The organism is Haloarcula sp. Atlit-7R (assembly GCF_003666065.1).
GTDB lineage: Archaea > Halobacteriota > Halobacteria > Halobacteriales > Haloarculaceae > Haloarcula > Haloarcula taiwanensis.
The window spans coordinates 497,122-517,830 of the sequence record NZ_QXIK01000002.1 but is presented as its reverse complement, the minus strand read 5'-3'; the positions used below and the strand labels follow the sequence as shown (position 1 = coordinate 517,830).

The 20,709-nt window shown below is 62.8% G+C and carries 20 protein-coding genes; 15 read left to right on the top strand and 5 right to left on the bottom strand.

From position 1 onward, the window contains the following. Nucleotides 1-12: 12 nt before the first annotated feature. On the top strand, nt 13-1,371 hold the full coding sequence (locus D3D01_RS06545) for a DUF92 domain-containing protein (protein WP_121511642.1): 1,359 nt from the start codon (nt 13-15) through the stop codon (nt 1,369-1,371). After that, nucleotides 1,368-1,784, top strand: coding sequence for an N-acetyltransferase (locus tag D3D01_RS06540; RefSeq protein WP_121511641.1), 417 nt, complete (start codon nt 1,368-1,370; stop codon nt 1,782-1,784). Before D3D01_RS06545 ends, D3D01_RS06540 begins: the two co-directional genes overlap by 4 nt. Here D3D01_RS06540 and dnaG read toward each other — a convergent pair. Beyond that, nucleotides 1,781-3,109 (bottom strand): DNA primase DnaG, encoded by a 1,329-nt coding sequence (gene dnaG, locus D3D01_RS06535; RefSeq protein WP_101350674.1) that lies wholly within the window; start codon nt 3,107-3,109, stop codon nt 1,781-1,783. The two genes, D3D01_RS06540 and dnaG, sit on opposite strands and share 4 nt — an antisense overlap. Nucleotides 3,110-3,286: 177 nt before the next feature. Next, nucleotides 3,287-3,997 carry a sugar phosphate isomerase/epimerase gene (locus D3D01_RS06530; protein WP_121511640.1) on the bottom strand — a complete coding sequence of 237 codons (711 nt, stop codon included), beginning with the start codon at nt 3,995-3,997 and terminating at the stop codon, nt 3,287-3,289. 51 nt (nt 3,998-4,048) lie between these two features. On the opposite strand from D3D01_RS06530, the gene D3D01_RS06525 reads away from it, so the two are divergent. The 7 genes from D3D01_RS06525 (at nt 4,049) to D3D01_RS23995 (ending at nt 10,881) form a co-directional block, all read left to right on the top strand. Beyond that, complete coding sequence (locus D3D01_RS06525) at nt 4,049-4,393, top strand: tRNA-binding protein (protein ID WP_121511639.1); 345 nt, start codon at nt 4,049-4,051, stop codon at nt 4,391-4,393. 75 nt (nt 4,394-4,468) lie between these two features. Continuing rightward, entirely contained in the window at nt 4,469-4,678 is a 210-nt protein-coding gene (locus tag D3D01_RS06520) for a DUF3311 domain-containing protein (protein WP_101350677.1), read from the top strand. A gap of 1 nt (nt 4,679) precedes the next feature. Further along, a complete protein-coding gene (locus D3D01_RS06515; RefSeq protein WP_121511638.1) occupies nt 4,680-6,206 on the top strand; it encodes a sodium:solute symporter in 1,527 nt (508 codons plus the stop codon). A 90-nt stretch (nt 6,207-6,296) separates the two neighbouring features. After that, nucleotides 6,297-6,719: a DUF2892 domain-containing protein gene (locus tag D3D01_RS06510; RefSeq protein ID WP_121511637.1), complete on the top strand. Its 423-nt coding sequence runs from the start codon at nt 6,297-6,299 to the stop codon at nt 6,717-6,719. 71 nt (nt 6,720-6,790) lie between these two features. Beyond that, complete coding sequence (locus tag D3D01_RS06505; RefSeq protein ID WP_101350681.1) at nt 6,791-7,708, top strand: DUF6293 family protein; 918 nt, start codon at nt 6,791-6,793, stop codon at nt 7,706-7,708. A gap of 230 nt (nt 7,709-7,938) precedes the next feature. Further along, on the top strand, nt 7,939-10,611 hold the full coding sequence (locus D3D01_RS06500; RefSeq protein WP_121511636.1) for a valine--tRNA ligase: 2,673 nt from the start codon (nt 7,939-7,941) through the stop codon (nt 10,609-10,611). Between the two features lie 93 nt (nt 10,612-10,704). Next, a complete protein-coding gene (locus D3D01_RS23995) occupies nt 10,705-10,881 on the top strand; it encodes a hypothetical protein (RefSeq protein ID WP_004957739.1) in 177 nt (58 codons plus the stop codon). 36 nt (nt 10,882-10,917) lie between these two features. On the opposite strand, the gene D3D01_RS06495 is transcribed toward D3D01_RS23995, so the two are convergent. Further along, nucleotides 10,918-11,688: a DUF1405 domain-containing protein gene (locus tag D3D01_RS06495; protein ID WP_121511635.1), complete on the bottom strand. Its 771-nt coding sequence runs from the start codon at nt 11,686-11,688 to the stop codon at nt 10,918-10,920. 153 nt (nt 11,689-11,841) lie between these two features. Here D3D01_RS06495 and pdxS point away from each other — a divergent pair, with 153 nt between their 5' ends. Together pdxS and D3D01_RS06485 are read left to right on the top strand one after the other, a co-directional pair. Continuing rightward, nucleotides 11,842-12,750, top strand: coding sequence for a pyridoxal 5'-phosphate synthase lyase subunit PdxS (gene pdxS / locus D3D01_RS06490; protein WP_004517082.1), 909 nt, complete (start codon nt 11,842-11,844; stop codon nt 12,748-12,750). An 89-nt stretch (nt 12,751-12,839) separates the two neighbouring features. Continuing rightward, entirely contained in the window at nt 12,840-14,063 is a 1,224-nt protein-coding gene (locus tag D3D01_RS06485; RefSeq protein WP_121511634.1) for a mechanosensitive ion channel family protein, read from the top strand. Between the two features lies 1 nt (nt 14,064). On the opposite strand, the gene D3D01_RS06480 is transcribed toward D3D01_RS06485, so the two are convergent. Continuing rightward, nucleotides 14,065-14,373: a hypothetical protein gene (locus tag D3D01_RS06480; RefSeq protein WP_101350685.1), complete on the bottom strand. Its 309-nt coding sequence runs from the start codon at nt 14,371-14,373 to the stop codon at nt 14,065-14,067. A 214-nt stretch (nt 14,374-14,587) separates the two neighbouring features. On the opposite strand from D3D01_RS06480, the gene D3D01_RS06475 reads away from it, so the two are divergent. Next, nucleotides 14,588-15,169, top strand: a complete 582-nt coding sequence (locus tag D3D01_RS06475; RefSeq protein ID WP_101350686.1) for a DUF2150 family protein — start codon at nt 14,588-14,590, stop codon at nt 15,167-15,169. Nucleotides 15,170-15,215: 46 nt separating this feature from the next. Then, entirely contained in the window at nt 15,216-17,222 is a 2,007-nt protein-coding gene (locus D3D01_RS06470; protein WP_121511633.1) for a hypothetical protein, read from the top strand. 20 nt (nt 17,223-17,242) lie between these two features. Here D3D01_RS06470 and D3D01_RS06465 read toward each other — a convergent pair whose 3' ends face one another. Next, entirely contained in the window at nt 17,243-17,992 is a 750-nt protein-coding gene (locus D3D01_RS06465; protein WP_121511632.1) for a CAP domain-containing protein, read from the bottom strand. A gap of 181 nt (nt 17,993-18,173) precedes the next feature. On the opposite strand from D3D01_RS06465, the gene D3D01_RS06460 reads away from it, so the two are divergent. Both D3D01_RS06460 and hmgB read left to right on the top strand, forming a co-directional pair. Next, nucleotides 18,174-18,851 carry a hypothetical protein gene (locus tag D3D01_RS06460; protein WP_121511631.1) on the top strand — a complete coding sequence of 226 codons (678 nt, stop codon included), beginning with the start codon at nt 18,174-18,176 and terminating at the stop codon, nt 18,849-18,851. Between the two features lie 98 nt (nt 18,852-18,949). Continuing rightward, nucleotides 18,950-20,287, top strand: coding sequence for a hydroxymethylglutaryl-CoA synthase (gene hmgB, locus D3D01_RS06455; RefSeq protein ID WP_121511630.1), 1,338 nt, complete (start codon nt 18,950-18,952; stop codon nt 20,285-20,287). Nucleotides 20,288-20,709: the final 422 nt, after the last annotated feature.

Sequence of the window (20,709 nt, the reverse complement as noted above, 5' to 3'; positions counted from 1 at the left end):
TACCGGTGGGACGTGACTGGCACAGTCCGTCGGGCAGGTGCGTTCGCCGCCGTGGGGACCCTCGCGGTCGCCGTTCCGGCCGCAACGGGCTTTCGCTCGCTCGAACTCGCGACTGTCGCCGCTATCGCCCCCTTCGTCCTCGTCGCCGCGCTCGGCGTGACGGTCATCGGGCAGGACTCGCGGCTGTTCGACCTGTTCGCGCGCCCCGGTGACTACGAGGACGGGAAACTGTACGGGCTGGCAGCCTTCTCGCTTGCCGCCGCCGGCCTCGCGCTACTTGCCGTCCGATTCAGTCTGCCGGTGCCGATGTTCGTCGGCGTCGTCGTCATCGTCGCCTACGGCAACCTCGGCCAGCGGCTCGCATACACCGTCCGCTCCGACGAAGTGGTCGCAACCGCGGGCTTCGTCCTCGTCGGCTTCGTCGCCGGCGTCGCGGGGCAGGTGCTCGGAACGCGGATTCAGGCCGCCGTCGGTGAGGGAGCGGCCGCCGTCGACCTCCCGCTCGTGCTGTTTCTTGCCGCCAGCGGTGCGTTCGTCGCCGCCCTGCTTCGCTCGGTCCTGTTCGAACGGGACGACCCGCTGGTGATACTCACCGTGGGACTGCTGCTGTGGCTGTTTTTCGAACTCGACCCGTCAGTGACGACACGACGCGTCGTCATCGCACTCGCCGTAACAGTACTGCTTGGCTACCTCTCCTACGCGCTCGACACCGCGTCGCTCCCCGGAATGCTCACCGGCGTCCTCCTCTCCTTTTTGACCATCGTGCTCGGCGGTTTCGGCTGGTTCGCCATGCTGATAACCTTCTTCGGGCTCGGCGGCCTCTCGACGAAGTACCGCTACGACGAGAAACTGGAACGAGGCATCGCCGAGGAAAACGAGGGGGCACGCGGGAGCGGGAACGTGCTGGCGAACTCCATCGTCGCGCTCTTTGCCGTCGTCGCCGCGGCGGCGAGCCCGAGCCACATCACCGTCGACCCGCTGCTGTTCTTCTATGCCTTTGCCGGGGCCGTCGCCGCGGCAATGACCGATACGTTCTCTAGCGAGTTCGGCGGGCTCTACGACAACCCGCGACTCATCACGACGCTCAAACCCGTCGAGCCGGGTACTGACGGGGGTGTGACCTGGCAAGGCGTAGCTGCTGGGGCTGTCGGCGCGGGTATCATCGCCGGCATCGCCGCACTCACACAGGACATCACCACGGTCGGCAGCGGTGTTATCCTCCTCTGTGGGCTGGTCGGCATGACCGTCGACAGCCTGCTGGGTGCGACCGTCGAGGGGTCAGTCGTCGGCAATCAGGGTGTCAACATGCTCGCGACCCTGGCGGCCGCATTAGCCGGAGTCGGCGTCGTGTTGGTCGTCGGCCTCTTATGATCCGTGAGGCCCGCCCTGAAGACGAAGCCCGGCTCCGGGCGATCCAGACAAACACGCTTGACGAGCCGTGGCCGGAACTACTCGGTGTCGGAATCGACGGTCCGCCGCTCGTGCTGGTGCTCGACATCGGTGAACCGCTCGGCTACGCGCTGGTCGTACCGGACCCGCCAGTCGCGTATCTGGCGGAGTTCGCTATCGCCCCCGGCAAACAGGGACAGGGCCTCGGGACGGCACTGATGGACGGGCTACTGGACAGGCTCCGGACTCGTGAGTTCGAAACAGTTAGACTCACCGCGCGCACGGACGACGAGCAAGCGCGCGGCTTCTACGACGGGTTCGGGTTCTCGGTCGCCGACGAACTCCCCGGCCACTACGACGACGGCGACGGCGTGTTGCTCGTTCGGGACCTCTAACCCTCGATACGGACCTGCACGGCCGTCGGCTGTTTGACGTACTCACCGTGGCCGGCGGCGACGACAACATCGACGCCGCACTGGGCGGCGACGTCGAGGAGCTTCTGCGTGCAGTCGCCGTCGACGACGACCGTCCTGGGAACAGTCTCGGCCGACGCAAGCAACGAGACGACATCGTCGGTCTCGCCCTCCGCGAGCAGCGTCGCGTCCTCGTCGAGCAGTCTGGCCGTCCCGCTGTGGTTCTGGATGACAGCCTCGATGTGGTCTGAGAGCGACGGGATGGCCGGGTTGTCGGTGGCATCCTCGTCGGTCGCGTCGGCCGCCGGAGGGGCCGTATCCGACTCGTCGGACGCCGCCGTCGCCTCGTCGGCTGTTTCGGCCTGTGCCGACCCAGCCTGTGTGCTGGGTGTTGGCTGGGTGTCAGCGGTGTCGTCCGACATCGCAGTCGCCACGGCACCGCCATCAGCGGTCGTCGATTCTCCTGTCTGGGACATCTCCTCGCGGATGGTGTCGAGGCTCTGTGCGCTTGCGACCGTCTCGTAGGGCACCTTGTCCCGGAGCGCCGCCATCACCTCGCTACGCGAGAGGTCCTCGACGGACTTGCCGGTGGGCGTGACCGCGACGTAGTCCACGTCGCCGACCTGCGCGAGTTCCTTCAGGATGAGGTCGCCGCCACGGTCGCCATCGAGGAACGAGGTCACCGTGCGGCCAGCTGTCAGGTCTGCGATGGCGTCGGGGACGTCCGTGCCCTCGACCGCCACGGCGTTTTTGATGCCGTACTTCAACAGTTGCATCACGTCCGAGCGGCCCTCGACGACGACGATTGCGTCGGAGTCGGCCACGCGCGGTCCGGCCGGGAGCCCCTCGTAGTCGGTCACGTCGGCGACCCGGACCTGCTGTCTGACCGTCTCGACGATGTCCGCGGTCTGGATGGACTTCTCCTCGAAGTCGTTCAGCAGTTCCGTCGCGCGCTCGACGACCTCGCGCCGCTTGGCGCTACGCACGTCCTCGATTTCGGAGACCTCTATCTCGGCCCGACACGGTCCCACCTGTTCGATGGTCTCCAGTGCCGCGGCGAGAATCGCGGTCTCGACCCTATCGAGGCCGCTTGCGACGGTTATTTCGCCAAAGGACTGTCCACCTTCGGAGCGTATTTCCACGTCGATGCGGCCGACCTTCTTCGAGTCCTGCAAGTCCCGCAGGTCCAGTTCGTCGCCGAGTAGTCCCTCCGTCTGGCCGAACACCGCGCCGACGACGTCGCTCCGCTCGACGACTCCCGCCGCCGTGATGTCGGCATGTATCAGATATTTCGCCGTATCTTGCATGATTGTCCTGTTTTCCAGCCCGTCAACCGGTGTTCCGACGGACTGCTGTCACTATACTGATGTTGGGATGTACAGCGGAATAACCTTGCGCACCCGACTCGATGGGGGAATCGTCCCACAGCTGCGTGGTGAGTCAACACTGCCGCTGTGAAACACTCTCTCCGACAGGGCAGCCACTCACTCTAGCAACGGGCGCATGCCGTCGATACCAGCCCGGATAGCGTCGACTGGGTCCGTTGGATTGTCGTGTTCGAAGACGAGCCATTGAGTCCCAGCCTCGCGGGCCGCATCGACCACCGCCTGGAGCGGCACCACGCCGTCTCCGAGGGCAGTCGGTTCCCCATCCGCAGTCATGTCCTTGAGGTGGACGACAGGAACGCGCCCGTCGAGTCGCCGAAGCAATGCGACAGGGTCCTGTCCCGTCGCATGCGCCCAGCCGGCGTCGAACTCGAACCCAATTGTCGTCTGGTCGAAGAGCGCGTCGAAGGCGGTGCCGTCGCCAAGCGGGACGAACTCGTGGTCGTGGTTGTGGTACAGCAGGGGCCGGTCAAAGTCCGCCGCGAGCATCCCGAGCAGCGTCGCCGTCGACTCGACCGCGCTTTCGCTTGCGAAGTGGTCGTCGTCGAGATACGGGAGAACAATGTACGGCGCATCGAGCGTCCGGGCCTGATTGCCAACAGTGCGCGGGTCGGACTGCAGGTCGTCCAGCGGGACGTGGACGCCGGCAATGTCGAGCCCCGCATCGTCGAGTGCGCGCTGAGACGCACCCGGGTCGCCGATACCGGCGAACTCTACGCCGTCGTAGCCCGCGGCGCTGATGCGGTCGAGCACGTCCGATAGCGGTTCCCGGAGCTCGCGGAGTGTCCAGAGCTGGATCGCTGTCTGCATATCGTTGCTGCGAACGCTGTCGTAAAATAACTGGACGGGCTATCGGGGGGCATGGGATTCACTGAAACCGAGATCGACCCCGCACGGTTCCTCGAAGACGTAGAGATGCGTATCGGTGAAATCGTCGATGTCGAGCCGTTTCCCGAAGCACGCAAGGATGTGTACAAGCTCGACGTGGATTTCGGCAACGAGACCCGCCAGTCGGCCGCAGGGTTGACCGACGTGTACGAGCCTGCGGACCTGCTGGGTTCACAGGTCGTCGCCGTCGTCAACCTCGGGACAGTCTCTATCGCCGGGTTCGAGAGCGAGTGTCTGGTGACCGGCGTCGACAGCGAGGACGGCGTCGTTCACCTGACCCCCGAGCGGGAGGTCAAGCCCGGCACCCGGGTGTATTGAAGAAGATAGTTCTTCAACGAGAGTTGGTGAAGGTTCGTTACCCATTAGTACGGCCAGCGGCTAGCCCGTTGTAATATGAGTACGGTCAGGGCCGCTGGGTGGACAGTCGTCGCGCTCGTGTTGATGGCGCTGGCAGTGCCGTGGTTCCTCTGGGACACCAGCACAGTCACGGCTGGGCTACCCGTGTGGCTGTGGTGGCACATCGGATGGATGGCGCTCGCGAGCATCGTCTTCGCCGTTTTCGCGCGCACCGACTGGGGTCTCGGGGTCGAGGAGGTGCGGTGAGATGGCTGACACCGCGCTCCAGTTGGGTATCGTCGGTGCGTACATGATCATCGCGCTCGCGGTCGGCGCAGTCGCCTACCGTTTGACCGACCGGACCGCCGAGGACTACTACCTCGCCAGCCGGACGCTCGGGACAGTCGTCCTGCTGTTTACCACGTTCGCGACGCTACTGTCGGCCTTTACGTTCTTCGGCGGCCCGAACCTCGCCTTCAGCGCCGGTCCCGAGTGGATTCTCGTGATGGGGCTGATGGACGGCATCATCTTCGCGGTCCTCTGGTACGTGCTGGGGTACAAGCAGTGGCTCGTCGGCAAGCGCCACGGCTACGTCACGCTGGGGGAAATGCTGGGCGATCGCTTCGGCTCGACGGCGCTCCGCGTTGTTGTCGCCGGCGTGAGCCTTGTCTGGCTGTTCCCGTACGTGATGCTCCAGCAGAAAGGAGCCGGACAGGCCATCGTCGGCCTCACGAACGGCGCGGTCCCGTTCTGGGTCGGGGCCGGCGGCATCACGCTGTTCATGATTGCCTACGTTGCGCTCTCAGGCATGCGCGGCGTCGCCTGGACCGACACGCTTCAGGGGCTGTTCATGCTCTCTTTAATATGGGTCGCCGTCGCCTGGGTCCTCTCTGCCGTCGGCGGCGCTAGCGAGGCGACGGCCCTGTTGGCGTCCAAAGAGCCAGCCTTCGTCGGTCTCGGCGGCGGCCTCTACACGCCGCAGTACATCATCTCGACCGCGGTCAGCATCGCCTTCGGCGTGACGATGTTCCCCCAGATCAATCAGCGCTTCTTCGCCGCCGGCTCGAAGAAGGTGCTCAAGCGGACGTTCGCGCTCTGGCCGGTGCTGGTCCTGCTTCTGTTCGTGCCGGCGTTCATGCTGGGCGCGTGGGCGGCCGGCCTCGGTGTCACGGTGCCGGAGGGCGGCAACGTCATCCCCGCGCTGCTGGGCGAGTACACGCCGACGTGGTTCACCGCGCTGGTCATCGCCGGCGCGATGGCCGCGATGATGTCCTCCAGCGACTCGATGCTGCTGTCGGGCTCGTCGTACCTGACTCGAGACCTCTACCGCCCACTGACCGGCCGTAGCAACGCTAGCGACGAAGCGACCGACCGGCGCGAGGCGCTCGTTGCCCGCGTCGGCGTGATCGTCTTTGCCACCCTCTCGTTCGTTGTGAGTCTCTACTCGCCGGGAACGCTGGTCCAAATCGGCGAAACGGCCTTCAGCGGGTTCGCACAGCTTACCCTTCCTGTCGCACTTGCGCTGTACTGGCAGGGGACCACGCGAACGGGGATGTACGCCGGCGTGATCGGCAGCCAAGTGTTCTATGGCCTGCACGTCTTCCCGGTGCTCTCGACACTTGGCGGACTTGTCGGTATCAGCGTTGCCCTGCCGACGGCATACCTGGGCTGGACGCCGGGCATCGTCGGTATCATAGTCGGTCTCGTGCTGACGGTCGGCGTCTCGCTGGTGACTGCTCCCGCTGCGACCGAGAACCACACCGTCTACGCCGTCTCCGGCGTCGAGAGCGACTGAACAGGGCGCTCCGTTCTACACGGGAACCGCCGGACGGCGGCCACCGGCCGACATGTAAACCTACAAAAGCATCCAGACTAATGTGTCAATATGGACTCCGATAAGAATGTCGGCGGTCGCGACCGCCTGATCCGAGCGGTGCTGGCAGTTGTCCTGACAATCGTCTCCCTGCGCTGGCTTCGCAGCGGGAAACACAAGCGCGGCCTGCTCGCCGGAATCGGCGCGCTCGGCCTGGGTTTCAACGCCTCAACCGGCTACTGTGGTTTCAACGATACGCTTGACATCGATACGACGGCCGATGACGACGACGTGTTCGCTCCGAACGTGGACGACGAGCCAGCAGATGAGTCGACGGACGTGAGTGTGGATTTCACGTCGTCCGACGACGCCGAGGCCTCGAACGGCCACGCCAGCGGGAAGCTGACCTGTGCCGTCTGTGAGGACCCAATCGTTCCTGGCGAGCGCCGCGGACCGAACGAGGAAGGCGCTATCGTGCACGAAAGCTGCGAATAGCGGTCGCCCGTAGGCGCGTTCGGCAGCCTGAGTCTGGTCCTTTTTATAATCACCGCCCCAGTCATGCACGTATGCAGACCCACATCGTCCCGGTCGGGTTCGACTACGACCGGCTGATCGCGCCGCTGGTGCGCGAGCAACTCGACGTTGACCGCGTCATCCTGCTCGAGGGGGCGGTCGGCAGCGAGGCTAACGTCGAGTACTCGCGCAACCTCGCCGAGAAGCTCGAAAAGGACTACCAGAACCTGCTCGGGGCCGAAACCGAGCGGTTCGTCGTCGCCGACGTGTACGATTACGACGAGGCCTTCGAGCAGGCCTTCGAGCTCATCAACGCGGAACTCGACGCGGGAAGCGAGGTGTGGGTCAACGTCTCTGCGATGCCCCGGACTGTCTCCTTTGCCTTTGCGACCGCGGCCCATTCGATTATGGTCGAGCGCGAGGGCGACAGGGACCGCATCCACACCTACTACACGGTTCCCGAGAAGTATCTGGAGACGGAACTCGCCGAGGAACTGCGCAAACAGATCGATATGCTGGAAGACATGCGCACGGGCGAGGATGTCGACGAACGCGTCGATGACCGACTCGAAACCGCACGGGATCTGCTGGCGGAGTTCGACGAACGCGGGACGACCATCGGCGCGAAAGAGATCGACGGGTCCCACATCGTCGAGCTCCCGGTTGCCTCTTTCTCGAACGTCAAACCCTTCGAAGAGGTCATCCTCTTCACGCTCGGCGAACACGGCGAGTTCGAGTCCGTCTCGGAACTGGCCCAACAGCTGGCCCGGGACATGGGCGAGGAGTACACCGACTCCTTCCGGTCAAAGGTCATCTACAACGTTGACCGGCTCGGCCCCGGCGGGAAGGGGTATATCGAGCAGGAAGAGCACGGAAAGTCCTACCGGACGACACTCTCGCGTATCGGACAGCTCTGGGTCCGTGCTCACTCCGCCGAGGACCGCGAACATCGCGAGCCCGACCTGCCGTGAGCCGGTCGCTGGTGTGAGCCCGCCGGGGCGCCAGTGAAAACCGAAGTCATTAATCCTGCCGTTGGTCGAGTATTGTACAGATGGTGCGTCGACTCTCCCGAACGCTGGTTCTCGCGCCCGTCGGTGTAGGGGCCCCCACGCCCCACACCACCTCCCCAAATCGACGCACGCACCGCTGATAACCACGCCGCAGTCAGATGCGACCCGGGTGTTACACCCACAGTTTGAATATGAGTGATACACAGGACCCACCGCAGGACGAATCGACCGCAGACGAATCAGAAAACGCCCTTGAGGGGGAGTACGACCCTCGCGAGGTAGAGCCGGAGTGGCAAGACCAGTGGGTCGCGGACAAGACCTACGCCTACGACGGGGACGCCGACACCCGTTTCACTATCGACACGCCGCCGCCGACGGTGTCGGGGAACCTCCATATGGGGCACCTCTATCAGTTCACCCTGCAGGACTTCGTCGCCCGCTTCCACCGGATGCGCGACGACACCGTCTATTTCCCCTTCGGTTACGACGACAACGGCATCGCCTCGGAACGGCTCACCGAGCGCGAACTCGGCATCCGCCACCAGGATTACCCGCGCCGAGAGTTCCAGGAGAAGTGTCGCGACGTGTGTACACAGTTCGAGGACGAGTTCACCGAGGACGTGCAGTCGCTTGCCATCTCGGTCGACTGGGACAACACCTACAAGACCATCGCGCCGGACGTCCAGCGGGTCTCCCAGCTATCCTTCCTCGACCTCTACGAGCAGGGCCGGGAGTACCGCCAGCGCGCACCGACCATCTGGTGTCCGGACTGTGAGACGGCCATCTCACAGGTCGAACAGGAGGACAAGGACAAGCACACGAAGTTCAACGATATCGCCTTCGACCTCGTGGAGACGGGCGAGGGGCCTGCCGACGAGGACGCGACGTTCACCATCTCGACGACGCGGCCCGAGCTACTTCCGGCCTGTGTCGCCGTCTTCGTCCACCCCGAGGACGACGACAATCAGCACCTCGTCGGCGGGACGGCCCGGGTCCCCATCTTCGAGCAAGAGGTTCCCATCATCGCCGACGAGCGCGTCGACATGGAGACCGGCAGCGGCATCGTGATGTGCTGTACCTTCGGCGACCAGAACGACATCGAGTGGTACCAGGCCCACGACCTGCCGCTGCGGCTCGCCATCGACGAGTCCGCGACGATGACCGACCTCGCCGGCGACTACGAGGGGATGCACACCACCGATGCCCGCGAGGCCATCATCGAGGACCTGCGCGAGGAGGGGTCGCTGCTGGAGAGCCGCGACCACGACCACACCGTCCAGGTCCACGAACGCTGTGAAGAGGAAGTCGAGTACCTCGTCACCGAGCAGTGGTACATCGAACTGCTCGACAAGAAAGAGGAGTACATCGAGGCGGGCCGCCAGATGGAGTGGTACCCCGAGAAGATGGCCACCCGCTACGAGCACTGGATAGAGGGACTTGAGTGGGACTGGTGTATCTCCCGCCAGCGCGATTCGGGCATCCCGATTCCGGTGTGGTACTGCGACGACTGCGGCGAGCCCGTGATGGCCGAGCGCGACCAGCTCCCGGTCGACCCGCTGTCAGACGACCCGCCGGTCGATAGCTGTCCTGAGTGTGGCCACGACTCGCTGACGCCCGAGGAGGACGTGTTCGACACCTGGGCGACCTCGTCGCTGACGCCGCTCGTGAATGCCGGCTGGGACTGGGACGCCGACAGCGAGTCGTTCACCATGGAACTGCCGGAGCTGTACCCCTTCGACCTGCGCCCGCAGGGCCACGACATCATCTCGTTCTGGCTGTTCCACACCGTCGTCAAGTGCTACGAACACACCGGCGAGGTGCCCTTCGAGAACGTGATGATAAACGGGATGGTCTTAGACGAGAACCGCGAGGCGATGTCCAAGTCCAAGGGCAACGTCATCCCGCCAAGCGAGGTCCTAGAGAAGTTCCCGGTCGACGCCACCCGGTACTGGGCCGCCGGTACTTCCATCGGCGACGACTTCCCATACAAGGAGGGGGACCTCGAAGCTGGTGAGCGACTCCTCCAGAAACTCTGGAACGCCTCCCGGCTGGTCGACCAGCTCACGCCCGCGAGTCAGCCAGACGAGCCCGACGACCTCGCCGCGGTCGACGAGTGGCTGCTGGCTGAACTGGACGCGACCGTCGAGTCGGTCACGACGAAGTTCGAGGACTACGAGTTCTCGAAGGCCCGGAACGAACTCCGGTCGTTCTTCTGGAACACGTTCTGTGACGACTACCTCGAAATCGCCAAGCAGCGACTTTCAGATGGCGGAGACGCCTCGACCGAGTTCACACTGCTGCAGGCCCACCGGACCTTCCTGCAGCTGTTCGCGCCGTTCCTCCCCCACATCACAGAGGAGCTGTGGGAGCGGTGCTATAACGAGGGTACCTCAATCCACACGACGGACTGGCCGACTTCGGGCGGCTACGACGCCGACCTCGAAGCGGGCGAGACGGCGATGGAGGTCGTTTCCGCGCTCCGGCGGTACAAGACCGAGAACGGTCTGCCGCTGAACGCCGACCTCGACCACGTTGAGGTATTCGGCCACGTCGCCGGCTTCGAGGACGCCGTCGCCGAGGCGATGCACGTCGCACAACTGGACACCTACGACGAGGCCCCGGACATCACGACCGAGGTCAGCGGCATTGACCTCGATTACTCGCTGGTCGGCCCCGAGTTCGGCAGCGAAGTCGGCGCTATCGACGCTGCTATCGAAGATGGCGACTACGATATCGACGACGACGAACTGCACGTTGCCGGTGTCACGCTCACCGACGAGATGTTCACCGTCGAAGAGTCCCGGACCTACTCCGGCGAGGGCGAAATGACCGAAACCGAGAGCGCCGTCGTCGTCGTTCGGTAGACTCGGCTCGTTTTGCAGGTGTTCCCGGCGGTCACTGACCGCACATCGCCGGGACCAGTAGCATCAAGACCTGCGGGTCCGGTCATTTGAACCATGCGAACAGAGGAAACGATTCGGGACCGCATCGAGGCGCTGCAGGACGAGTACGACAAGCACGATCCGCCGTCGACCGAACTGGAAGACGAGGCGGAGGTCGCCATCCTGCGCGCTATCGAGGAACTGGAGTGGGTGCTCGACGAGCGCGAGGCAGAGGACGGATTCACGACCTGAGACACTACCGAAACCACTGGCGGGGGACCGAACCGTTCACGCCTGTCGTTTTACTTTCTCTACACGCGTCGCCAGCGCGAGAAATGTCGCCAAGAGCGTCAGTACGACCGCCCAGCCGGCCGCAAGGTCGTGGGCGAGCACCGTGTGGTCGAACTCACCGGTGGCGGCGAGAGGTTCAGCACGCAGCCAAGTGTGGTGGGGACCGTCCAGAATCGGGAGGAAGTAATCCACGATGTCGTTGAAGCCGTACCAGAACACCGCAACGGCAACCGAGATGACCGAAAAGCTCGCGTAACGGTGGATGAGAAACGCCTCCAGCGCCATCGCCAGATGGCTCAGAATCAGGAACCAGTAGAGCCACAGCGGAATTCCGCCGGGACCATTGAGAGCGAGCTGGACGTACGGCGTCCAGAGGCCGAGCTTGATGCAGCCGAAGAAGCCGAGCATGTGGAGCCACTCAGCGTTCCAGTCGAGCCGCCAGGCCACCAGCGAGAGCCCGATGAACATCGTCGCCACGGGTGAATCCGGAATCAGGGGGTAAGCAGCTAGCGGAGCCGCACCGAGCTGCCCCTCTATGAGCGGCGGCGCTGTGTTCAGCGGCCGGCCGGCGTAGTACCAGAACCCGAACAGCGTCCCGACCAGATTGACGAGCGCGATTGGCCAGGCGAGTCTGAGGCCGACGTTCTCTAGCCACGCCGGCAGCGGCGCGACGTACCGCGGAAGCCCTTCGGTATCGGGGAGCCGCCGGCTGAACACCCGCGCGACAGCCGCGTCGATGCGTCCGCCGACACCCTCATCCGGAGCCATGTCGATGGAGTGGGGAGACGCGATGAAAACGGTAGTGGTCTCAGCTTCGTCCTGTGATCGCTGGCCCGATACCGGGTCCCCGCGGGTGGGTCAAACGGCGTTCTGTCCCTCGAAAGGACACGCGTTAAGTAAATCCAGCACTAAGTCTGGATAATGACTGAAGAGACCGACCTCGAGGACCTCCGTCGCGGGACTGACCTCGTCAAACGCGGCTTCGCGAAGATGCAGAAAGGCGGCGTCATCATGGATGTCGTCAACCGTGAGCAAGCCCGGATTGCCGAGGACGCCGGCGCGGTTGCCGTGATGCACCTAGAGTCGGTGCCGGCCGATATCCGCAAGCGAGGCGGTGTCGCCCGGATGGCTGACCCCAGTAAACTCGAAGAGATAATCGAGGAAGTGTCGATTCCAGTGATGGGCAAGGCCCGCATCGGCCACACCGCCGAGGCCCAGATTCTGGAAGCGGCTGGCGCGGACATGGTCGACGAGTCGGAAGTGCTGACCCAGGCCGACGACCGCTACCACATCGACAAGCGCGAGTTCACCGCTCCATTCGTCTGCGGGGCGCGGAACCTCGCCGAGGCACTGCGTCGCATCGACGAGGGCGCAGCGATGATTCGTACGAAGGGCGAGGCGGGTACCGGCGATGTGAATCAGGCCGTCACGCACCAGCGTAACATCCAGCGTGCTATCGGCAAGCTCGAAGGGATGGCCTACGAAGAGCGCGACGAGTGGGCCCGCGAGCACGGCGCGCCCCGGCGGCTCGTCCACGAGACGGCCGACCGCGGTCGGCTTCCGGTTGTCAACTTCGCGGCCGGCGGCATCGCCACGCCCGCCGACGCCGCGCTCATGATGCAACACGGCTGTGACGGCATCTTCGTCGGCTCGGGTATCTTCGGCGCTGAGAACCCACAGGCGATGGGTGAGTCCGTCGTCGCGGCAGTCAACAACTACGACGATCCCGAACAGCTCAAAGAGATCGCAAAGAACCCCGGCAAAGGGATGAAAGGCCAGGCGAACGCGGACCTAGACGAGGAAGAGCAGTTGCAGGGTCGCGGCGTCTAACTGGAGCCACAACGAGTCGCTTTTGACCGGTTTCAGATACTTACAGACCGTCTCAAAGACGAAGACACAAGTTCCTACGGCGGCGATACGTGGCTGTGCAGGGGACGGCCACGCCTACGCCGACGGCCAACGACACCGGAGAAAGCCTTCTGGACCTCTTTACCGTGTTACAGCGGTCGCTGGACCAGTTGGTCGCAACGCAGGGGCGACTCGTCGCGACGCTCATTCTCCTGACTGTGCTCCTTCTCAGCGTCGTCGTCGTTCCAGCAGTCCTCTCCCGGCTTCGAACTGTCGCATCGGCCCGAACCGGGGACTGGCTGCAGCTCATGGCCGACTACACGCCGACGACCATCCGGGGCGTGTTTCTCAGAATCGCCCAGTTCTCGATGGTCGTTCTCGTCGTCGTCTCGTTTCTCATCGTCTGGGGCGTTCTCGATATCGTCCAGACAGTCGGGCCGTACCTCAACGGGAGCGATCGGTCAGTACTGGCGACGATACAGACGGTCGTTCTCGTCATGCTGGCCTTCGTCCTGTCTGACCAGATGCAGCGGTGGATTGGACGGTTCAGCCAAGCTGTTACCGGCTTCACCGAACATCAGGAGGAGATCCTCCTCCGACTGGGGCAGGTCACCGTGTTCGTCACCATCGGTGCAACGATCTTCGCCGTCTGGGGTATCGATCTCAGTGGCCTGCTCGTCGGGGCCGGGTTTCTCGGTATTGTTGTCGGTCTGGCCGCCAGACAGACGCTCGGCTCGCTCATCGCCGGCTTCGTCCTGATGTTTTCCCGTCCGTTCACTATCGGCGACTGGGTGCTCGTCGGGGATCAGGAAGGGATCGTGACCGATATCACGATCTTCAACACGCGGCTGGAGAACTTCGACGGCGAGTTCGTCATCATACCGAACGACCGCGTGAGCGACCGCGCGGTGACGAACCGCAGCCGGAAGGGACTGTTGCGGCTCACAGTCGACATCGGTGTGGACTACGACACCGACATCGACCGGGCGATGGACCTTGCCCGTGAAGCGATGGCGGACATCGAGCACGTCGTCGATTCGCCGACGCCGGACGTTGTCCCGAAGGACTTCGGCGATTCCGCCGTGGTGATGGAACTCCGGTTCTGGATCGATCACCCGACGCCACCGCGGAAGTGGCGCGCCATCTCGGCGGTGGTCCGGGGCGTGAAAGCCACGTTCGACGAGGAAGACATCTCGATCCCGTTCCCTCAGCGGACCCTCTCGAACCGCGTGGACGCGGCGGACGAGGAGTCACTGCAAGGCAGCGTGGAGATGCGTCCGGACGGCGACGGCTGACCTACAGGTCGAGACCGTCGAGAAGGAGCCCCAGCCCGAGAGCCCAGCATCCCAGCGCGGTCCCGAGCGCACTGACGTAGAACAGCCGAGACAGGCCCTGCGCTGCTGTCAGCGGCCCGCTCATTGCGCCGGCCGTGGCATCGGTCGCGGCCGAGAGCGACCCGGCGGTAAGGGCCATGCCGGCGAACGCACCGACTGCAACCGGCAGCGCCACGGCGACCAGCGCCAGACCAACACGTTTGGCCAGCACGGCGACTGCAGCCGGCTCGAGTGGGCCGTCATAGGTCGGAACTGGCTGTCGCTGTGCCATGACAGAACATAACATGTTCGGCTGACATAAAAGTGCGTCCCTCGACCGAGACCGTAGCAGGCCTTCGGAGCGTGCAGACGATCCGGAAATCCTCACAAAGGAGCTGTTTCAAGCGCTAAAATAGTGGTTCGCTTGTCCCTCTCTACGAGAAAGCCCGCGCGCCAGAGCGACCGCCGGTCGAAACTACTATCCCCAACGGCACGAACGGACTGGTATGAGCACTCCGCCGGGGGAGTATTACACCGAAGAACGCTGGCAGAACTGGCTAGACCGTATCGAGGAAGAAGACGTCGACCCTGAAGACGAGGATTCGGCGCGTCTCCTGTTGAACCTCCAAGACGACGCCGCGATCGCGGTCGCGAAGATTATCACCGACTACGAGGACGGACCACTTGACGAGGAGGCGACGCTCGACGAGCTTACCGGGGTCCGGGAAATCGTTCTCGATGACATCAACATCGACGACGAGGAGACCGTGATGCTGATCGACGGCGTCCAGACCTCGCTTTTGTGCGTGTTCTACGCGGCCGAGGAGTTCGTTGCTGAGGGGGCCGCGGACGACGCGACCATCACGGACTACATTGAAGCTGCCGCAGACGCGGAAGCCCAAGAGGATCTCGATGCGGCGCTCGGGTACTGTGTGCAGGCCGGCACGCAGATCATCGGCGGGTCGGAGCTCCCGATGGAGGTCGCTGAGGACCTCGAATACGGACTCGTCTCCGAGTGGGTCAATGGACTCGACAGTCTCCAGACTGCGATGAGCGATCCGGAAGTCGTCGAAGAAGACGAGAGTTGATAATTCGGCAGTCAGGTTTTTACCGCCGTCTCCGCAACTCATCGCCATGACTTTCATGGGCGATGAGCGTGCGCAGTCAGTACAGGTCGGGGCTGTACTGCTGTTTGGCGTGCTGATCATCGCCTTCTCATCGTACCAAGCGTTTGCCGTGCCGGAGCAAAACCGGGAGGTGGAGTTCAACCACAATCAGCAGGTCCAAACGCAACTACAGGACCTGCGAAACGCAATCGTCTCTGTCCCGGGACAGCCGAGCCGGCAAGCCGTCTCGGTCCAGTTGGGGACGCGATACCCGAGTCGGCTGGTGGCGACGAATCCCGGGCCACCGTCGGGGTTGCTGTACACAGATGGGACCAGCAACGAGTCGCAAAACCTCACGGTTCGCAACGCTGAGGCGATTACCCCTGAAACGGCAGATTACTGGGACGGAGCCACGCCGCGACACTACAACACGGGCGCTATCGCCTACAAGCCAGAGTACAACGTCTACGGGGAGGCCCCAAGAACTGTGTACGAGCACTCGGTCGTCTACAACAAGTTCCGCGAGGGGAACATCACGCTCTCGGAGCAGGCGATGGTTGATGGCCGCGACATCACGCTCGTCGCACTCAACGGATCGCTGAGCCGCTCGGCAAGCGATTCGGTCACGGTCGACATAGAGCCGAAATCCCAGTCGTCCCGGACGGTTCGCATAACAAATACGACGGCGACATCGAACGTGTCGGTCTCGTTTCTCTCTCGGCTCCCAGCGTCGGAATGGAGTGTCCTTCTTGAGGACCAAATCGACCCGAATCCGGGCGACATGAGCAACGAACGATACGTCGCGAACGTCACCGAGGCTGATGGACCCGGATCGCTCTACAACATCACCATCGTCTTTGAACGAGGGACGAACTACCGCCTGAAGATGGCGAAAGCAGGTGTCGGTACTCGGGTTACCTCCGAGAGCGAGGCGTACCTCACGACGGTCGACAGTGAGAATATTACTGTCGCGAAAGGCGAAAGCGGAGAGGTTGTGCTGGAGGTTCGGGACGCGTACAACAATCCCAGAGGCGATATCCAAGTCAACGGCACAGTCGACGGGAGTAACGCCGGCTCGCTTACCACGGGTACAGAAGTGTCCGACAACGACGGTCGGGTCAAGTTCGTCTACGAAGCGAACCAGTCGACGGCAACTGGAACATACACCGCACAGTTCAGCCTCGGTGAAATCGACGGGTCGTTCGATGGGGAGACCCCAGAAAATGTCTCGATTCCGGTAACGGTGACGGAGGCAAACCAAGGATCCGGTGATGGGTCCGGCACCAGTGGTCTCATTTACAACGAGGACGCTGTTGCCCTCGATAGCAACGGGGACACTGACGGTGGCGTCCAGTTTACTGTCACCAATGAATTGGATGAGGAGATCACAATAACGACGGTGGCAATCGACCCCGTTAATGACGATATAATCCGACTCAGCGACAGCTTTAGCAACGACCGTCCCCCGGCACCACAAGAGAATGAGATATATATCCAGGCAGACACGGACGGATATACCGACTTCGGTGGCGGAACAGATATCCCACGAACTGTTGATGTCGACAGTGATGGCAGCCTGAACGGTCCAAACCCGGTACTGTCCGACACATCAACTGCGACGTTCTACCTGTTCGAGTTCATCCAAGACACTCTCGTTGGCTCCTCCGAGGTGGATATGGCCGGCGAGAGCGTCACGATAACAGTCACCTACGAGCTGGCAAGCGGCGGGACTGATTCGAAGATGTTCACGGTCACACCGGACGGCGCGAACACGGACGAGCAACCGAACGCCGACTTCACGATAGCCTCCAATGGACCGGAATCGAACGACAAGTGGGACTTCGATGCCAGCCCATCCAGCGACCCGCAGGGCGACATCGCAGCCTACGAGTGGGACCTCGACGGCGACGGTATCTTCGACGATGCAACCGGACAGATGGTAGAGAACAGAAAGGTGGACTCCGGCACAGTAGTCGCACTCCGCGTTGTTGACTCGGGAGGAAATGCCGATACTGTTCGCAAAGAGGTGCCGTAACGGCCGCTCTGTCGCCGGTCTCAGCAGAGATTCACAGTAATGTAGACGACGCCGTCGGCGGTCGCCGCGCCGACGCCGATGTGGTTCGCGTTCGCCACGTACAGCGTGTCACGGGGGCCGGAGAGGTCAAACCAGTGGTCGGCGACAGCGTTGGCCGTCCGGGTCGCGTTCGCGCCGTTGGGGTCGACGCTTGTGACCAGTTCGAGGTCGGTTACCGGGCGGATATACGCGTTCCCTTCGTGGCGGAGGCGACACTGCTCAGACAGTCCAGCGGCTGCGTATCGATCTGTCGTATCTGACCCGTTTGCAATCGGGGAGGCAGACCCCTGTGCGGCCATCCGCTCGCTGTGGTTGCCGGCCATTGCTGATAGCTTCTGTCCGGTTTTGGTCTCATCCGAGAGCGAGCCGTCGAAAGCGTCGTTAGCAATCGGGTTGCCGCGTCGGTCATTGATTGCCGCTACGAGCCGGTCTTCGAGGCGGGCCGTATCGATATCTGTCCCCGAGTCTGTCGGTGTGGGCTGTACCGCTTCCGGCGTCGAGGGAGCTTCGGTGGATTGTGTGACCACGGCCGCGGTCTTCTCACTACGTGGCGTGTCGGGTGACACACTGTCCGTGTGGGGCGTCGTCGCCGACGACGCTTCTACGGACTCCGTCGGGGCTGGCTGACTCGCGTCTACGCCAAGCGTTCCCTCGACCGCTACTCCCGCAAGTCCCGAGACACTGAGTACCGCCAGAACCACTACTCCGAGTGTGATGACCGACCTGTTCATATGAAACGTTCCTGTTCGGTTCCGAGAAATGATACCTTGGATACAGTTATCTCGGACCCGTCTCGAACGGCGTAGATTCGGCTCTCTCTCCACAAATATGTTTGGGAGGGTGCGGCGATCCAATTACCAGCGACGAGAACCCGCCCGTAAACATCTTTACTGTGGATGAGTGTCCTGAGGTATGGGTGACCTGTCGCGGCGCGGCTTCGGAGCCTCGGTGCTCGCCGCGCTCTCTGCCGGCTGTCTCGGGAATCGACCTGAAGAGGAGTCCGAGACGACGCCAGTTCCGGAACCGGCAGCGTCACAACGCACCGCGACAGCGGATCGTGTTAACACTGCCTCGTCAGCGAATAGTGCTGCTCCGACAAACACTTCAACAGCACAGCGCGCCGAGGCGTCGCAGGCGAACAGCACTACGGAAACATCGGCACGGCTGCAGGTCGAGACCGAGACACCGACGCCGACACCCGAGCCGAACCACCGGTCGGTTGATACGACGTTCCGATTGGAAGAAAACGAGTACGAAGATTTCACAGTCGACGTGACTGGCCAGACGACGATCACCTACGACCTCATCGTTCGGCGCGGCCCGGCCGTGGATGTCATTCTGTTCACCGAAGAAGAGTACCGGGCGTTCCAGAGTCGCTACCGGGCCCGGTACGCTGGTGAGGTGTCGCGGTTCCACAAGACGAACATCCGCGACAACCGGATTACTATCGAGCCGGGAACGTATCGGCTCGTAGTCAACAACACCGACTGGTCGCGTGCCGTTCCGTCACCGAGTGAGCCGTACGACGTTCTCGAAGACGAGTGTATGGTCGATTTCTCTTTCAATACGAAGTCGGCAGCCAGCGAATAACTATCTCACAGACTGCTCGCGGCATATCGGCGTAATGCTAGTCAATCGTCGAAAGACCAGTCGACAAACCCATATACATCCACACTGACGTTAGACTCATGACTGTAGTCGGTATCGACGCTATGGAGATCTGGACCGGGAAGCTCAAACTCGACCTCGCTGAGACGTTTGCGCCGGCTCAGGGAGACGATCCGGGGAAGTACACGAAGGGACTGGGCCTGCGCGCGTCGTCGTTCCCCGACGTGTATGAGGACATCGTCACGATGGGGGCGAATGCGGCCCATCGCCTGATGGAGCGCAAGGGACTAACGCCGGAAGATATCGGCCGTATCGACGTAGCGACCGAGAGCGCTTTCGACAACTCAAAACCCGTCTCAACGTACATTGCGGGCTGTCTCGAACAGGTGTACGACGAGAACTTCCACCATGCCAACAAGGGTGAGCGGAAGTTCGCCTGTATCTCCGGGACACAGAGCCTCGACGACGCCTACAACTGGATCCGCGCCGGACGAAACCGCGGCCGGGCGGCGCTCGTCATCGCGACCGACACCGCGCTGTATGCCCGCGACGACCCCGGCGAGGCCACGCAGGGAGCCGGCGCGGTGGCGATGCTCGTCGACGAAGACCCGAATCTGGTCGAACTCTCTGCCGAACAGGGATACGGCAGCGCCGACGAGACTGACTTCCTCAAGCCCAATCAGCAGTTCCCGTCAGTCGACGGGAAACGCTCGGTGAACGTCTACCTCGCCCGCATGCGCGAGGCGCTGGAGGACTTCGCGGCGGTGGCCGGCGACATCCACCCGGGCGACTACGAGATGATTCCCTTCCACACGCCGTTCCCGGGGATGGTCCGGAAGGCCGCGGCACTCGGCTACCGACACATCGTTCGCGGCACGGACGTGGGTGACCTGCTGGCCGAGGAAATCGGTCACCAGCCCATGCGGTCGGACTTCGAGACAGACGACGAGTTCCATGCCGCAATCAAGGAGTACACCGACGCACTCACCGAAACCGAGCGCTATCAGGACTGGTACGCCAATACCATAGAGCCGACACTTGAGATCTCCCGCGATGTCGGCAACTGGTACACCGGCTCCGTCCACATCGCCCGTGCCTCCGGACTGAAACACGCCCGTGAGAACGGACTGGATCTGGACGATGCCAGATTGTTAGTTGCCTCCTACGGGTCCGGCGCGCAGGCGGAAGTCCACGCCGAGACTGTCGTCTCCGGCTGGGAGGAGGAAATCGGCGCGCTCGACATCGACGAACAGATCCGGAACCGCTACGACCTCTCCTTTGCCGAGTACGAACAAGTCCACGACGTCCATAATCACGAGACTGAGACCGATGTCGAGGAGTTCACCGCCCCTGAAAACGAGTTCGCCTTCGACGGCTGGGGACGGATGGGTGAGCGGAAATATCGGTACGTGGAGTAGCGAGAGGCACGACCGAAGGGAGTGGCTCTCGAGTCGGAACGGCGACCGCAGGGAGCCGTGGAGAATAGCGAGGGGAATCCCATCTATTGTCGTGGATACGTGGAATTCTATTTGTACTGCACTGGACAGTATACACTACCCGACTACGGCTTATCGTTGTTGAGGCGGCTAATACTGTCGTCGAGAGACACAGAGGGGGTTCCCCCACTGTTGTAGTATTGAAGTGCAAGCATCGTCCCGACGGATGAGGCAGCAACAAGAAGTCCAAAGCCGGCGAACGCCCAGAGGATAAGATAGCCCAATTGCACCATGCGTGGACATGACACCTCGGTATCAAACTAGTTCTCCCTAGAAACTCTGCAGTCCGACGGAGCAGTTGTGTCACGCTGTCCGGTGAACAAAGAGACCGCAGTCACGACAAC